General features: G+C 70.5%; 14 protein-coding genes. 10 read left to right on the forward strand and 4 right to left on the reverse strand.

The features are described from left to right. Positions 1-682: SAM-dependent methyltransferase (locus tag ON21_RS06355; protein WP_083880431.1), on the reverse strand; the 682-nt coding region annotated here is incomplete at its 3' end. 153 nt (positions 683-835) lie between these two features. Next, positions 836-1,585: an IclR family transcriptional regulator gene (locus tag ON21_RS06360; RefSeq protein WP_039796429.1), complete on the reverse strand. Its 750-nt coding sequence runs from the start codon at positions 1,583-1,585 to the stop codon at positions 836-838. 256 nt (positions 1,586-1,841) lie between these two features. Here ON21_RS06360 and ON21_RS06365 point away from each other — a divergent pair, with 256 nt between their 5' ends. From ON21_RS06365 to ON21_RS06400, 8 genes are read left to right on the forward strand one after another with little or no spacing between them, the layout of a single operon-like run. Continuing rightward, positions 1,842-2,876, forward strand: a complete 1,035-nt coding sequence (locus tag ON21_RS06365; protein WP_039796430.1) for an NrtA/SsuA/CpmA family ABC transporter substrate-binding protein — start codon at positions 1,842-1,844, stop codon at positions 2,874-2,876. A gap of 1 nt (position 2,877) precedes the next feature. Then, positions 2,878-3,717, forward strand: a complete 840-nt coding sequence (locus ON21_RS06370; protein ID WP_039796431.1) for an ABC transporter permease — start codon at positions 2,878-2,880, stop codon at positions 3,715-3,717. Next, on the forward strand, positions 3,714-4,493 hold the full coding sequence (locus ON21_RS06375) for an ABC transporter ATP-binding protein (protein WP_039796432.1): 780 nt from the start codon (positions 3,714-3,716) through the stop codon (positions 4,491-4,493). Before ON21_RS06370 ends, ON21_RS06375 begins: the two co-directional genes overlap by 4 nt. After that, the gene (locus tag ON21_RS06380; RefSeq protein WP_039796433.1) at positions 4,490-5,515 is read left to right on the forward strand and encodes an ABC transporter substrate-binding protein; all 1,026 of its coding nucleotides are present in this window, start codon (positions 4,490-4,492) and stop codon (positions 5,513-5,515) included. The genes ON21_RS06375 and ON21_RS06380 overlap by 4 nt, the downstream gene beginning before the upstream one ends. Continuing rightward, entirely contained in the window at positions 5,512-6,612 is a 1,101-nt protein-coding gene (locus ON21_RS06385; RefSeq protein ID WP_039796434.1) for an LLM class flavin-dependent oxidoreductase, read from the forward strand. The genes ON21_RS06380 and ON21_RS06385 overlap by 4 nt, the downstream gene beginning before the upstream one ends. Then, positions 6,609-7,778 (forward strand): LLM class flavin-dependent oxidoreductase, encoded by a 1,170-nt coding sequence (locus tag ON21_RS06390; RefSeq protein ID WP_039796435.1) that lies wholly within the window; start codon positions 6,609-6,611, stop codon positions 7,776-7,778. Before ON21_RS06385 ends, ON21_RS06390 begins: the two co-directional genes overlap by 4 nt. A gap of 14 nt (positions 7,779-7,792) precedes the next feature. Then, positions 7,793-8,500: a class II aldolase/adducin family protein gene (locus ON21_RS06395; RefSeq protein ID WP_039796436.1), complete on the forward strand. Its 708-nt coding sequence runs from the start codon at positions 7,793-7,795 to the stop codon at positions 8,498-8,500. A 32-nt stretch (positions 8,501-8,532) separates the two neighbouring features. Continuing rightward, positions 8,533-9,474 (forward strand): ABC transporter substrate-binding protein, encoded by a 942-nt coding sequence (locus tag ON21_RS06400; protein ID WP_039796437.1) that lies wholly within the window; start codon positions 8,533-8,535, stop codon positions 9,472-9,474. Positions 9,475-9,532: 58 nt separating this feature from the next. On the opposite strand, the gene ON21_RS38200 is transcribed toward ON21_RS06400, so the two are convergent. Beyond that, positions 9,533-9,688, reverse strand: a complete 156-nt coding sequence (locus ON21_RS38200) for a hypothetical protein (protein WP_157114065.1) — start codon at positions 9,686-9,688, stop codon at positions 9,533-9,535. Between the two features lie 376 nt (positions 9,689-10,064). Here ON21_RS38200 and ON21_RS06405 point away from each other — a divergent pair, with 376 nt between their 5' ends. After that, positions 10,065-10,346, forward strand: a complete 282-nt coding sequence (locus ON21_RS06405) for a hypothetical protein (protein WP_039796438.1) — start codon at positions 10,065-10,067, stop codon at positions 10,344-10,346. Here ON21_RS06405 and ON21_RS06410 read toward each other — a convergent pair. Beyond that, positions 10,324-13,557 carry an AfsR/SARP family transcriptional regulator gene (locus ON21_RS06410; protein WP_039796439.1) on the reverse strand — a complete coding sequence of 1,078 codons (3,234 nt, stop codon included), beginning with the start codon at positions 13,555-13,557 and terminating at the stop codon, positions 10,324-10,326. The two genes, ON21_RS06405 and ON21_RS06410, sit on opposite strands and share 23 nt — an antisense overlap. Positions 13,558-13,864: 307 nt before the next feature. On the opposite strand from ON21_RS06410, the gene ON21_RS06415 reads away from it, so the two are divergent. Continuing rightward, on the forward strand, positions 13,865-14,452 hold the full coding sequence (locus tag ON21_RS06415) for an NADPH-dependent FMN reductase (RefSeq protein ID WP_039796440.1): 588 nt from the start codon (positions 13,865-13,867) through the stop codon (positions 14,450-14,452). Positions 14,453-14,757: the final 305 nt, after the last annotated feature.

Consider the following 14,757-nt stretch of genomic DNA (forward strand, 5'->3'; position numbering starts at 1 on the left):
GGCTGCGGGGCTGGAAGGCGATGCCGGCTTGCTCGGCGGCGGCCGTCGCGCGCGCCATGGGTCGCGGGTCGAAATCGCCGGTGAAGTGGCTGAGCACCAGGTAGCTGCCGGAGGGGGCCGCCTCCAGCAGCCGGGCGACGACGCCGTACGGGTCGTCGCTGTCGCGGAAGAACATCATGACCGCGACCAACAAGATCGCGATGGGCCGGTCCGGATCGAAGGTGTCGGCCAAGGCCGGTGCGTCCAGGATGGCGCCCGGATCGCGCAGGTCGGCGTCGAGGAAGGCGACCCTGCCCTGCGGTGTGCCCACCATCAGGGCTCTGGCGTGGGCGAGCACGAGCGGATCGTTGTCGACGTAGACCACGCGGGCGGCGGGATCGACGCGCTGGGCCACCTCGTGCGTGTTGCCCGCCGAAGGGAGGCCGGTGCCGATGTCGAGGAACTGATCGATGCCCGCCTCGCGGACCAGATGGCGCACGGCCCGGCCGAGGAACGCGCGATTGGCGCGGGCCATGTCGCGGATGCCGGGGATGTGCATGGCGACCGTGTCGCCGAGAGCGCGGTCGGCGGGATAGTTGTCCTTGCCGCCGAGCCAGTAGTCGTAGACCCGTGCCTCGTGGGGGAGGCTGGTATCGAGCTTGGTCGACGATCCGGCGCGCACTTGCGCGTGACCGTCCGGCATGGCGACTCCTTCCCGGGCGGCGCCGGACCGGCGGAGGCGCCACACCGCTGTCGCCTCCAAAGGCGACCTCTCGCTACGAATTACGCGTCAAGAATAAGATGACGCATCCACAATAAGCGGTGATTCGGCCGATTGGTCCGTTTCTCGGGAGAGTCAGCCGGCGGCGGCGAACCTGGCCGAGATGTCCTGCGCGGTGACCTTCGCGAGTTCGACGAAGAACGGCACCCGTTCGGGAATCATCAGCGTCGTGGGGCCGCGCAGACCGAGTGCGAACCGGCAGCGGCCCGCCGGATCGAGGATGGGCAGTCCGATGGTGCGGAAGCCGGGGTCGAGTTCCTCGTCGTTGTAGGCGTATCCGCGCTCCCGTGTGATGACCAACTCGGCGCGCAACTCGCCGGGGCCGGACACCGAGCGTTCGGTTCCCTCGTCGTAGGGGAGTTCGCGCAATTGCTCGTCGGTGGCCCCGGACCAGGCGAGCAGGGCCTTGCCGAGCGCGCTCGCGTGCAGGGGCAGCCGAACGCCCTGCAGTTCGTGCCCGTCGGTCTCTCGCCACCGGCTGGTGCCGAGCAGCACGGCGTGGATGCCGTGGCGGGTGGCGACCGAGCAGCTGGCTCCGGTGGTGCCCGCGAGCTGTTCCAGACACGGTTCGGCGAGGTAGATCCGGTGCTGCCGGTAGGCGATCTGCCCCCACTCGGCCAGCGCGCCGCCCATGCGGTACCGGCTGGATTCGGCGTTCTTCTCCAGGAAACCCGCCTGCACCAGCGTGGTCAGCAGTCGGTGTGTGGTGCTGACCGCCAGACCTTGTTGCCGCGCCACCTCCGAGACTCCGCGCTCCCGGCCGTCGCGGAAGCAGTCCAGGACGGAGAGGGCGCGGGTGACGGTCTGCACGCCGGAGGGTTCCACGCATGTGACGGTAACACAGGATCGCGGACCAGAGAGTTTGCGCTTTCCGTTATTTGGAAAACCCTGCCGCAGGCGGCATGTCCCTACCGGCGATGGCGCAGTCGGATTCGCATTCTCGGCCGCGTCAACGCGGGCAGTCCAAAGAGCTCGATATGTCAAGCTTTCCGATCTACGGAAAGCATTACCTCGTGACCACGCGTTGCCGTCCTTACTCTGCGAGGGCATTGATCGACGAATCGGACAAGGAGTCCTCACGATGTGGCGGCAAGCCCTCATGCGCATCGCGCTGGCGATCGTTCCCCTAGTCGCGCTCGTCGCCGCGTGTGGTTCGGACACCGACAGCGACACCGGCGCAGGCGTTTCCTTCGTGCTCAAGGTCGCCGACCCGGGGAACTCCGGGCCGCTGGCGGTCGGTAAGCGCGACGGCACCTTCGACGCCGCGCTGGCGCCGCTCGGCGCGAAGATCGAGTGGGTCAGCATCACCCCCGGCTTCAGCTCCAACCTGAAGTTGTTCAACACCAAGGAACTCGACGTCTCCGGCGCGGCGTTCAGCCCCGTGGTCGGCGCGCTGTCCAAGGATGTCGGCGTGCGGATCGTCGCGGTACAGGATCCCGCGGGCAAGGATCAGAGCGGCATCATCGTCACGCCGGAATCGGGCGTGCACTCGGTCGCGGAACTGGCAGGCAGGCGCGTCGCGGTGAACCCCGCGGCCAAGGGCGAATACATCCTGCTCAAGGCGCTCGCGCAGGCGGGCGTCCCGGCCGACAAGGTGACCAGGGTTCCGTTGCAGCAGAAGGACGCCGCCTCGGCGTTCGCGACCGGCAAGGTGGACGGCTGGGCCTCGTTCCTGGTGCCCTACCAGGAGGCCAAGGCCAACGGCGGCGTGGAGATCGCCACGGAGAAGAGCATCGGGTCCAACGACAACTCGGTCGTCGTGTTCCGCACCGAGGTGCTCGATCAGCGTCCCGACGTCGCGGCGAAGTATCTCGAAGTGCTGCAGGACCTCACGGCGAAGCAGCGCGCCAACCCCGCGGACTTCGAGAACGTCTTCGAGAAGACCGGGCCGCGCGCCCTGTCGGGTCAGCGGCTGTCGGACGCCTACCGGGTGGGAGCCGAGGCCACGGTGCCGCACCTGCCGAACGAAGCCGACGCCACCGCGCTGGCCGACGTGGTGAACACCTTCTTCGACAACGGCGTCATCACCCGCAAGATCACCGCCGCCGACATCTTCTACGACCTGAGGTCGAAGCTGACGCCGGAGCAGCTGGCATCGGTGAAGGCGGGCAGCTGAGATGGCGGTCGTCGTAGCGGCCGGGCTCGGGCCAAGCGAACTCGCCCCGCCCCGTACGCGCGTCGGAAAGCGCAGGCCCGCATGGTTTTCCGTGCCGCTGCGGTTCCTGCTCCCGGCACTGATCGTGCTGGGCTGGTGGGCCGGTTCCGCGAGTGGAGCGCTCTCCGAGCGCGTACTGGCGGGACCGCCCGCGGTGTGGACGGCGTTCACCGAGTTGCTCGGCACCGGCCAGCTGCTGGACTTCGCGGTCGCGTCGTTCACCCGCGCCGCCTTCGGCGTCGGGATCGGAGTGGCCATCGGGCTGCTGCTGGGTCTGGTCTCCGGACTGTCCAGCCTCGGTGAGGAACTGGTCGATTCGACCATGCAGATCCTGCGCGCCGTGCCGTTCCTGGCGCTGGTGCCGCTGTTCATCGCATGGTTCGGCATCGACGAGCTGTACAAGGTGCTGCTCATCGCCGTCGCGACGGTGGCGCCCATGTACGCCTACACCTATCTCGGCGTGCGCAACGTCGACCGCAAGATGGTCGAGGCCGCCCGGAGTTTCGGGCTCACCGGTCCGCGGCTGGTCTGGGAGGTCATCCTCCCTTCCGCCCTGCCCGGCGTGCTGATGGCGCTGCGCGTGTGCCTGTCCATCAGCATCACCGGTCTCATCGCGGCCGAGCAGGTCGGCACCAAGGAGGGCGTCGGCTACCTCGTCACCTTGGCGCAGGAGTACAACCGCACCGACTACATGGTGCTGTGCGTGGTGTTGTACGCGCTGCTCGGCTTGGTCTTCGACGGGCTGGTGCGGGTGGCGGAGCGCTTCGCGATGCCCTGGCGCGGACAGGTGGCGATGCGATGACCGCCGTCACCGAACCAGGGGCGGAGGTGACCGCGGCGCCCGGGGCAGGCGAGCCGGTCGCCGTGTCGATCAGCGGCCTGCGCAAGTCGTTCGGCGCCAAGACCGTGCTCGACGGTGTGGATCTGACCATCCGGCGCGGCGAGTTCGTCGTCCTGCTCGGGCCGAGCGGCACCGGCAAGACCACGCTGCTGCGCCTGCTCACCGGGCTGGAGGCGCCGGACGCGGGGGAGGTGCTCGTCCCCGCGCGGCGCACCACCGTCTACCAGGAGCCGCGGCTGATTCCCTCGAAACGGGTGCTGGCGAACGTGATCGTCGGACAGCGCCGCTCCCGGCGCAACCGCGAAGCCGGATTGCGGGCGCTGGCCGAGGTCAACCTCGATGGCAAAGCCGGGCAATGGCCCGCCACGCTCTCCGGTGGCGAGGCGCAGCGCGCGGCGCTGGCCCGTGCCCTCGTCCGCGAACCGGAACTGCTGCTGCTCGACGAGCCGTTCGCCGCGCTGGACGCGCTGACCCGCCTGCAGATGCAGGATCTGGTGGGCGATCTGGTGGCCCGGCACCGCCCGGCGGTGCTCATGGTGACCCACGACGTCGACGAGGCGATCCGCCTGGCCGACCGCGTGCTGATCCTGGACGAAGGGCGCTTCGCCGTGGACGTCGGCATCGACGTGACCCGTCCGCGCGACCGCTCCGACCCCGAAACCCTGCGTTACCAATCCCTTTTCCTCAGTCAGCTCGGCGTGGGTCGCACCACGTCCGCTCCAAGGAGTGCCTCATGACCGACACCCTCTGGTACACCCGCTGCCCGGTGCCCACCGCGAGCGGGCTCGCGCACAGCCTCGGCTGGCTCGGCGACGCCGCCGCACGGGCCGGGCTGGAGTTCGGCGTCCTCCAGGACGCGGGCCCGGAGCTGGCGGGCCACCATTTCCTGCACGACCTGTCCGGGCTGATCCGCGAGGGCGGCAATGTTCCGGCGCTGGCGGCGCGCGCCCAGGGCTCGCCGACCAGATTGATCGGGCTGACCTGGATCGACGAGGCGCAAGCCATTCTGGTCGGTCCGGAATCCACCGTCGCCGGCCCCGCCGAGCTGGCCGGTCTGCGCATCGGCGTCCCGGCTTGGGCGCAGGACCAGCCGCGCAGCTTCCCCCGCGCGATGGCGCTGCACGGTTTCGCGAACGCCCTGCGACTCGGTGGACACACCCTCGCCGATGTCCGTGTGGTCGAGGTCGGCGTCGAGCGGAATCCGCAGGTGCGCGCGGAGGTACAAGCCAGCCGCCGCGTGGTCACCTGGGGTGTCGAGGAGCTGCTGCGCGGCGAGGTGGACGCCATCTACGTCAAGGGCGCCCGCGCGCAGGAGGTAGCGCGGGAGCACGGCCTGCGCGTCGCGGTGGATCTGGACGCCACCGAGGCGAAACGCTTCCGGGTGAACAACGGCACGCCGCGCCCCATCACCGTGCACGAGGATCTGCTCCAGGCGCGTCCGGAGGTGGTCGTCGAGTTCCTCGCGCAAAGCCTGCGCGCGGCGGACTGGGCGGCGGGCAATCTGCCGGGAGTGCGGGACGTGCTCCAGCGGGAAACGCTGTCCGGCCCGGAGGGGGTCGTCGCGGCGTACGGCGAGGACTTCCACCGGGATCTGCATCCCTCACTGTCGGACGAGCGGATCGAACTGATCGGCGTGCAGAAGCAATTCCTCTACACGCACGGCTTCCTCGCCGCCGATTTCGACCTGGATTCCTGGGTCGCGCATGAACCGCTGGCCCGTGCCAGCGAGCTCGTCGCGTCCGGGAAGGTCCCCGCATGACAGAGTTCCTGTGGCGCCTGCCTTCCCGCGGAGACGGCCGCCACGCCCGCCCCGAACAACGCAACCGCGGCGGATTCGGCGGACCGGCGCCGGTGACTCCCGCGACCGATCCGCGACCGGGACGCTTCGGTCCGTTCGACGACCTCGCCCAGATCATCGACGCCGCCGAACTGGCCGGGCTGGACGGTGTGCTCGCGCCCTACGACCCGCACGGCGAGGAATCGTGGATCGTGGCGGGCGGCGCGCTGCGCGGCACCCGGCACTCGCGCGTCGTCGTCGAATTCCAGCCCGCCTTCGGCACTCCGGTCTACGCCGCGAAGATGTCGGCCACCCTGCAACGCCTCTCGGGTGGCCGTCTGGCCTGGCGGCCGGCCCTGGACATCGATCCCGCCGACGCGCGGGCACGCGGCGATCGCGTCACCGGGGACGACCGCTACGCGAGGGCCGCGGAGTTCCTGACCGTCGCCCGGGGCGTGTGGAACGACGCCCCGGTGCCCTCGGCCGGATTCGCCGGTACCGGATTCCACTACGAAGGCACGTATTACGACGTGATCGACGGCGGCTTCCGCGGCATCCTTTCCGGGCTGCCGTTCCCGACGGTCTACCTGTCCGGTGACTCCGCGGCGGCGCTCGAACTGTCGGCCGAACACGGGGACGTGCACGTCTTCACCGAGACCGCGGCGCGCGTGAGTGGCGCCATCACCGCCCTGCGCGAACGCGCGAGGGCGGCGGGACGGACGGTGCGCGCGGGACTGGAACTGCCGGTCATCGCACGGGAAACCGACGACGAGGCGTGGGCGCGGGTCGAACGTCAGTGGCGCGAGGTGCACCCGGGCGGTCCCGGCGCGCGGCGCCACGATCTGGGCGACGGCCGCTGGGCGGGATTCGCCGAGCTCGGATACGCCGCGAACATCGGCCTCGTCGGCAGTTATGAGGCTGTGGCACAACAGCTTTCGTCCTATATCGCAGCGGGCGTCGACAGTATTGTGCTGTCGGGGCGCCCGCACATCGAGGAACTGCACCGCGTGGGCGAACACCTGTTGTTCCTCGCCGACCCGGTCGGCCGCACGCTGACCGCGCAGGAGGCAACCGCATGACCATCGACATCTACTGGCGCATCGGCATGGAGGGCGACCACGCGTCGCTGCGTACGCCGCGCCGCTACAACCGCGGCCACGCCAACGGATACGGACCGGGCAATATCGCACCCGCCATCCGCGGCGGCGCGCTCGACGGCTACGGCTACATCGACCACATGGCGGCCGTGGCGAAGGCCTCCGAATCGGCCGGTTTCCTCGGCGGCCTGCTGCCGTCGTTCCCCGTGACCGAGGACCCGTGGGCGGTCGCGGCGGCCCTGGCCAGGGAGACCACCACCTACCGGTTCATGGTCGCCTTCCAGCCCGGCTTCCTGCATCCGGTGCAGGCGGCGCGGATGTCGGCGAGCCTGCAGCGCGCGACCGGCGGCCGGTTGGTCTACAACATCATCAGCGGCGGCGGCGGGCCCGCCCAGCTGTGGTGGGGCGACAAGGTCGCCCACGACGACCGCTACGCCCGCACCAGCGAATTCCTCGACGTGCTGCGTGGCGTGTGGGACGGCGATCCCTACGACCACGACGGCCGGTTCTTCCGGACCGAGGGCGCGGCGCTCGCCCCTGGCATCGCAGGCCAGCCGTTCCCCGAGGTGTACTTCTCGGGGTCCTCCGCGGCCGCGGTGCACGCCGCGGGCAAGCACGCCGACTACTACCTGTCCTGGTTGGAGCCGTTCGCCGACCTGCGCGCCAAATTCGACGGCGTGCGCGCGCACGCGGAAAACATCGGCCGCACACCGAAATTCGCCGTCCGCATCGACATCCTGGCCCGGCACACCGAGGAGGCGGCCTGGGCGGAGATCGAGAAAGGCTGGGCGTTCGTCGATCGCGGCGCGGCCGAGCGCGCCGCCAGGGGCGATTCGGTCGGCGCCGCCCGCATCCAGGGCTGGGTGCCGGAGACCATCACCGGGTACCGGGACCTGGAGGTACAACCCAATGTCTGGTGCGGATTCAGCCTGATCCGAGGCGGTCCCGCGTTCGGCCTGGTCGGCAGTTACGAACAGGTGGCACAGCGGCTCGACGAGCTGATCGACCTCGGCGTCGACGCGTTCATCCTCGCGGGCAACCCGCACCTCGAGGAGGCCTACCGCGTCGGCGAAGAGGTGCTCCCGCTCCTCGGCCGGTCTCGGCTCACCGCGTCCGCCGCCGCGGCATCCCTTTCCCCCGCTCGATAGATTCAGGAGAGACCATGACAACCACCGAGACCCGGCTGCCGGAATCGGTCACGGCCTTCGTCGCCGCCGCCGCTCGCGACGCCGAGAAGGCGTTCCGGGTGTTCCGGGAGACCGGCACCGTCTCCGGCAACGGCACCGTCAATTTCGTGGAGCGTGTGCCCGGCGAGGAGATCGCCGTGGCGCTGAACGAACCGGGCCCGTGGGCCGACGACCGCACCGTCGCGCCGGTGATCGCCACCTTCGACGGCGAGGTGCTGTCCGGCACGGGATCCGCCGGATTCGTCACCGGATACGCGAAAGTGTTCCGCGCGCATCCGGAGATCACCTCCGTGGTGCACATCCACACGCCGTGGCTGGGCGGGTGGGCGCAGACCCATCGCACGCTGCCGATCCGCTACGCGGCCGTGCAGCGGCTCACCCTGTCCAGGGCTGTCCCTCCGCACATCGACCGCAGTGTCGGCGCAGGCGATTTCATCCTGTCCCAGCTGGCCGACGACCCGGATCTGGTCGCGATCTTCGAGGCCAACGGCGGCGCGAACGTCATCGGCCGATCGGGGCTGCTGGAGTTGGCGAAGTTCGTCGTGCTGCTGGAGGAGGGCGCGCAATATCAGGCGATCGCCGAAACCCTCGGCGGCTCGGTCGAATTCGATCCGTCCAACCTCGCGGTGCAGTGGAGCCGCACCGGTCTCGCCGACGAGGCGCGCCGCCGCGGCCTGATCTGACCCGCCCCGCACATCGAGATCGAGGAACGATCATGACCATTCGTGTCGGCTACTTCCCGCACAACAACTCCCTGTTCGTCCTGCGCCACCGCGGCATACTGGAGAACCTGCTGCCCGACGTGGAGTGGGTCGACCTGCGCGAGCTACCGCGTCCGGCGCCGGTGGACCCGAAGAGCGGACTGCCGTCGCTGCATTCGGATCATCTGTTCGACGGCGGCTACGACTTCATCGGCACCGGCTTCACCCCGCCGCTGACCGCGCTCGCCAACGACCGCGACATCGTCTACGTCGGTGTCTCCGGGCCGCGGGTGGAGAACGGCCGCCTGGTCACCAAGGCTGATTCCGGCATCGAGACGGTGCGGGACCTGAAGGGCAAGCGGGTCGGCATCGCCCACGGTTCCTGGCAGACCACCCTCGCGTTGCTCGCGCTGGACCGGGCGGGTCTGGCCTGGAAGGACATCGAGCCGGTGGACACCGACGTGCACGACGGCGGCGCCGCACTGCTGCGCGGCGACCTCGACGCCTGGGTCGGCGCGTATCCGGGTCTGGCCGCGATCGAGGCGGCCGCCGACCTGCGCACGCTCGTCGACACCGAATCGCTGTTCAGCCACCCCTCGCTATGGTTCACCCGCCGGGACGTCGCCGAGAGCAACCGTGCGGCGCTGACGGCGATCATCACGGCTCTGCAACAGTCGGACGCGTGGATCGAGGAGAATCCCCGCGCCGCCGCCCAGTACTTCGTGGACGACGTGGTGGCCCGCGGTGGAACCGCGAGCCTGGACGCATGGGAAGCCGCTCTGCGCGGCAGGCCCTTCGGTGTCGAACCGGTCTCGGAGGATTTTCTCGACGAACAGCAGCACGCGGCCGATCTACTGGCCGCCAACGGCCTGCTGCCGCGGACGGTGCGGGTACGAGACGCGGTCGTGCCGTGGATCGGCGAGACGGTGCGCGCCGCGTCCGGCGTAACAGCGTAATCGGAGGAAAGGGACGGGCCGGGGCGACTTCCGGCCCGTTCGGGCGCGCCGGCGAAAGTCAGCGCGGCGAGATATTCGGACGGCCGCCGTGCCTTTCGGTGGAGCGCAGCTCGAACCAATAGGCTGCGACGACGGTGGCGTAACCGGCCACAACGGCCGTTGCCGTGACGATCAACAGTGTGATGAGCAGTGGAATCAAGAAAGCGGTGTGCATTGTGCCCTCCCCGCGGTCACGGTGATCTCAGCGGAAGGTTCGGCGCCGCACTGCACCGACATCATGTCAGCCCCTGCACCTAGTGAAATCCTAGAGGTCGCAGCCCTGTCCGGCACGGGGAAGGGCTGTGAGTTGAATCATGCGCACCGCGGTGTGTCGCGCGGAACGCGCCTTCGGCGTGCGGTCTAATCGATCTTGTCACGTTTTCCGGCAATCATCCGGCAAACGATATACGATCACGACGCGGCACCGCCGGACAGGCGGCCGTGGGCGTCGCAGTGCCCGTTAGCGCGCCGAACTTCTCGGTAGCGCAGCTCTTTCTCTCGATTTGTCTCCGGTATCACCTCGGCATGCGAAAGGGAGCACGAACGTGAGCATGATTCTCGCCGCGCTGCACGACACCGTGATCGCGCAGCAATTCGAAAATCCGACCGCCGAAGAGCCGCCGCTGGCGGACAAACTGATGCAGATGGGCCGCTACTTCACCTGGTTGGTGCAGCTGTCCGGCATCACGGCGATCACGTACGGCGGGGGCAGGTTCGCGTGGGAGAAATGGAACGGCGGCACCCTGCAGTCGCCGAAGATGGTCGCCAGCGCGATGGCCGGTGGCGCGGTGGCCACCAGCGCGGGCACGATCATGAACTCGATCGTCGGCTGACGCGAACCGCGCGGGCCGCCAGGTCGCGCGCTTCGAGTGGCGTCGACCGCGCTCCCGCGGCGTGGCGCTCGGTGAAGGCGTGCTCGCCGAGCGCCACGGTGGCGCGTTTCGCCGGACGCTCGATGTCGGGGCGTTCGGCCGCGAGCAGCGCGATGCCGTTGGCCTCGCGCACCGCCGCCGCGGCGCCGAGCAACTGCGCCGCGATCTCCGGCCGGCCCAGCTCGGTCAGCGCCGAGGCGAGCGCGGCCAGGGCGAAGGCGGTGTCGCGCGGTGCGCCGATGCGTTGCGCGCCGTCGAACGCGGTCAGATAGAGGTCGAAGGCGGCGCTCGGTTCGCCGCGCTGTTCCAGGATGTAACCCAGCTCGACCTGCAGCATCGGCAGGAACAGCGGCGTCTCCTCGCCCGCGGCCAGGGGGAGGGCGAGTAGTTCGCGCAGAATCCGCTCGGCGGCATCGGTGCGGCCGTCGCGGCGCGCGGTGAACGCGAGCACGAGCGCGGCGAACAACCGGCCCGGCTCGTACCCGTGCTCGGCCGCGATGCGCTGCGCCTGTTCGCCGAGCGCCTGTGCCCGGGCGAAGTCGGTGTTCTGCATGGCGATCCAGCCCAGCCAGCACAGATGGGTGCACGCCTGCCCCCACAGCTCCAGCTCCTGCGCCAAGCCGAGCGCTTCGGCGTGGATATCGGCGGCCGAGGTCAGGTCGCCGGTGAGTTCGGCAAGGCCGCCAAGCCATTCGGCGGCTTGGAGCCTGCCCCAGCGGTCGTCGAGTTCGGCGAACAGCCGTGCGGCCGTGCGCGCGTGCCGCTCCAGCGCCGGGAGGTCGACCCGATTGTGGGCCGCCTTGGCCAGTGCCACGTGCGCGGAGGCCACGCCCCAGCGGTCGCCGAGGTCCGTACAGACCGGAAGCGCCTTGCGCAGCAGCGCTTCCAGTTCGTGCACGTCACCGGACTCCAGCGCGGAGAATCCGAGGAAGAGTTCCGCACGCGCCCGTCCGGCCGGATCGTCGATCGTGTCGTACACATCGAACACGGCGGCACGTTTGGCGGCACCGTCGCCGAAATCTCCTTGCTGGAAAGCGAATCCGACGCTCCACGCCATCGCACGCGCCCGGTGCCGGGGTGCTCCGCCGAGCGCCAGCGCGGCGTCCAGCCAGCGCCGCGCCTCGGTCGGCCTGCCGCGCAGCTGCCAGTACCAGGCGAGCGCGTTCACCAGCCGCAGGGCCGGGTCCGCGTCGCCCGCACGCACGAAACCGTCCAGTGCCGCTCGCAGATTGGCCGAGTCGTCGTCCAGCCTGCGCAGCCAGCGACGCTGGTCGGCGCCGTAGAGCTCGGGCTCGGCACGCTCGGCCAGCGCCAAGTGATACCGATGATGGGCCTGGTGCACCGCGTCGCATTCGCCCGCCTCGGCCAGTCGGTCGAGACTGAACGCGGCCACCGATTCCAGCAAGCGGTAGCGCCGCCCCGCCGGGTGCACCAGCGACCGGTCGACCAGCCTGCCGACGATGTCGGCGACGAGCGACGCGTCCACCGCGGGCGCTGCGCCCGCCGAGCACACCGCCTCCGCGGCCGCCATGGTGCAGCCGCCCGTGTGCACCGCGAGCCTGCGCAGCACCGCCTGCTCGGTCGCGTCCAGCAGTCCCCAGCTCCAGTCGATCATCGCCGCCAGCGTCTGCTGCCGCGGCGGCACGCCGCGATGCCCGGTGGCCAGCAGCTTGAATCGGTCGTCGAGCCGCGCGACGATCTCGTGCACCCCCAGCGCGCGCACCCGGGTGGCGGCGAGTTCCAGCGCGAGCGGTATGCCGTCGAGCCTGCGGCACAGCGTCGCGACCGGCGCGGCGGTGTCGGCGTCGAGCGCGAAATCGCGGGCGCCCGCGCGGGCTCTGGACACGAAGAGGCGCACCGCCCCGGATCGGGCGATGTCGTCGAACGCCGCGTCCCTGGCGGGCACCGCCAAGGGTTGCAGCGCGACGATGTCCTCACCGGGCAGCCGGAGCGGTTCCCGGCTGGTGGCCAGGATGCGCAACGCGGGGGCCGCGCCGAGCAGCAGCTCGGCCAGATCCGCCGCGCGATCCACCACGTGCTCGCAGTTGTCCAGGACGAGCAGCAGTTCCTGGTCGGCCAGCGCTTCGCACAGCGACGCGGTCACGTCGGCGCCGTCGCCGGCGCGGATGCCGAGCACACCGGCCACGGCGTCGGCGAGGAACGTCGCGGCGTCGGCAGCGGTCGGTTGCAGCGCGGCCAGTTCCATCAGCCAGGTCCCGTTGCCGAATCGCTGGGACAGCGCCGCCGCGGCCGCGAGCGACAGGCGGGTCTTGCCCACGCCGCCGGGCCCGGTGAGCGTGACCAGCCGCGCGTTCTCGACGGCATCGCACAACTGCGCGAGGTCGGTCTCCCGGCCGATCAGTTCGGTGCGCTGCGCCGGAATGTTCGAGCTGCGCCGCCGGGCGACCACGAGTTCCGGCGGCGGCGCGGCGAGCGGCAGATCCTGTGCCAGGATCGCGCGCTGGAGCGCGACCAGTTCCGGGCTCGGGTCGATGCCGAGTTCGTCGGCGAGGTGCCTGCGCAGATCCTCGTAACCGTCCAGCGCCTCGGCCTGCCTGCCCGCGCCGTACAACGCGCGCAGGTGCGCCGCGCGCAGCCGCTCGCGCAACGGATGGGCCGACACGAATTCGGCGAGCTCGCCGGCCACCCGGCGGTACTCGCCCAGCGTCAGCCGCGCCTCCGCCAGCTCCTCCACCGCCACCAAGCGCTGCTCTTCGAGCTGCGCGATGGCGGGTTCGGCGAAGGGCGCGTCCCGGAAATCGGCGAACGCGGGCCCGCGCCAGAGCGCGACCGCCGCGCTGAGCGCACGGACCCGCTCGGCGGTGTCGGTCGTCGCCCGCGCGGACGCCACCAGTGCGCGGAAGTCCTGCGCGTCGATGTCGGTGGTGGCCAGCCGGTACCCGGGCGGCGGGGACACCACCAGGTCCCGGCCGCCGGGTTCGGCGTCTTCCAGCGCCCTGCGCAACTGCGAGGCCTTCGCCGCCAGCGTGCCCGCCGGATTGCCGGGCGGGTCTTCGATCCAGATGTCGTCGACCAGCCGGTCGCCGGACACCGGTTGGCCGGGCGTGACCAGCAGGTCGGCCAGCAGCGCCCGCACCTTGGCCCCCGGAATCGGCACTACGGCGCCTTCGTCCGTCCAGACCGTCAACGGACCGAGCACCCCGAAACGCATGGGGGCAGCCTATGCGAGCGGCGGCGGAAGGCGACCGCAAACAAATCGGAAGGTGGGGCGCCCACAGTGAGGACACCGAATACCGAACTCGCGGAAAGGAGCCCGACATGCGACTGATCACGACTACCGCACTCCGAACCGGCTGCGGTGCGGGTGCCACCGAGGCGACGCCTGCGGGCATGCACGGATCGCGCGGGAACCACCCGGCGCGGCGCCGAGCGCACGCACAGTCCCGGCCGCCGGGTGACGCGCCCGCCGCCGACCGGCCGACGGAGCCGGGAGCCGATGCGGCGCCACGGGACGCGCGATGACCGGCCCCTGGCGGGTGCGAGTGGCGCTGATCGTGGGCAGCACCCGCGCGGGTCGTTTCGGTCCCACGGTGGCGGACTGGCTCGCCGGGCGGCTGGGCCGCCGCCGCGATATGGAACTGGACCGGATCGATCTCGCGGAGGCCGCGCTGCCCGATCGATTGCCCGATCCCGACGAGCCGCTCCCGCCCGCGGCCCGCGCGCTCGGTGCACGCCTGGCCGCCGCGGACGCGTTCGTCCTGGTCACTCCGGAGTACAACCGGAGCTTTCCGGCCGCGGTGAAGAATGCGGTCGACTGGTTCGACGTGGAGTGGGCCGCCAAACCGGTCACGGTGGTCGGATACGGCGGCGACGCCGACGGCGGTCACGCCGCCGCCCAGTTGCGCCCCGTGTTCGGCGAACTGAACGCGGTCCCCATTCGCCGCACCGTCACCATCACCAAGGTCTGGCAGCGCTTCGCCGGCGACGGCAGCTGGCCGCGCCGCGACGCGGAACTGGACGAGGCCCTCGACGCCGCGCTCGACCAGCTCATGTGGTGGGCGCGCGCGTTGCGCGAGGCACGGGCCCAAACGCCGTTCGTGCGGTAGAAAGCAACCTCGAACCCTGTCCGTCCGACGGCGGCGGACCGACCGTAAACAAACCGTAAGGCGGGGTCAGCAGAGTCGTTGTCGACAGCGGCATCGACGACCGCCGCGCTCGATGAAAGGACTCTCAATGACCGTGTCAAGCCGCAGCAGTGACGGGAGTCGGTGTGTCGAGGCTGAATTCGCGCCCGTCTCGCAGCAGCGCCCACAACACGTCGACCAGGCGCCGGGCCAAGGCTAGAAGGGCTTGGGTATGGATGAGTCGCTCACGGCGTTTACGGTCGTAGAACCGGCGCGAGGGCCCGTTT

Source organism: Nocardia araoensis NBRC 100135 (assembly GCF_000308435.1).
In the GTDB taxonomy this organism is placed as follows: domain Bacteria; phylum Actinomycetota; class Actinomycetes; order Mycobacteriales; family Mycobacteriaceae; genus Nocardia; species Nocardia araoensis.

Excerpts from the sequence above, each read along its gene's own strand:
- ON21_RS06380 (WP_039796433.1), top strand. The coding sequence starts at position 4,490 with ATGACCGACACCCTCTGGTACACCCGCTGCCCGGTGCCCACCGCGAGC.
- ON21_RS06410 (WP_039796439.1), bottom strand. The coding sequence starts at position 13,557 with ATGCGTTTCGGGGTGCTCGGTCCGTTGACGGTCTGGACGGACGAAGGC.
- ON21_RS06370 (WP_039796431.1), top strand. The coding sequence starts at position 2,878 with ATGGCGGTCGTCGTAGCGGCCGGGCTCGGGCCAAGCGAACTCGCCCCG.
- ON21_RS06365 (WP_039796430.1), top strand. The coding sequence starts at position 1,842 with ATGTGGCGGCAAGCCCTCATGCGCATCGCGCTGGCGATCGTTCCCCTA.
- ON21_RS06405 (WP_039796438.1), top strand. The coding sequence starts at position 10,065 with ATGATTCTCGCCGCGCTGCACGACACCGTGATCGCGCAGCAATTCGAA.
- ON21_RS06390 (WP_039796435.1), top strand. The coding sequence starts at position 6,609 with ATGACCATCGACATCTACTGGCGCATCGGCATGGAGGGCGACCACGCG.
- ON21_RS06375 (WP_039796432.1), top strand. The coding sequence starts at position 3,714 with ATGACCGCCGTCACCGAACCAGGGGCGGAGGTGACCGCGGCGCCCGGG.
- ON21_RS06415 (WP_039796440.1), top strand. The coding sequence starts at position 13,865 with ATGACCGGCCCCTGGCGGGTGCGAGTGGCGCTGATCGTGGGCAGCACC.
- ON21_RS06385 (WP_039796434.1), top strand. The coding sequence starts at position 5,512 with ATGACAGAGTTCCTGTGGCGCCTGCCTTCCCGCGGAGACGGCCGCCAC.
- ON21_RS06395 (WP_039796436.1), top strand. The coding sequence starts at position 7,793 with ATGACAACCACCGAGACCCGGCTGCCGGAATCGGTCACGGCCTTCGTC.
- ON21_RS38200 (WP_157114065.1), bottom strand. The coding sequence starts at position 9,688 with ATGCACACCGCTTTCTTGATTCCACTGCTCATCACACTGTTGATCGTC.
- ON21_RS06400 (WP_039796437.1), top strand. The coding sequence starts at position 8,533 with ATGACCATTCGTGTCGGCTACTTCCCGCACAACAACTCCCTGTTCGTC.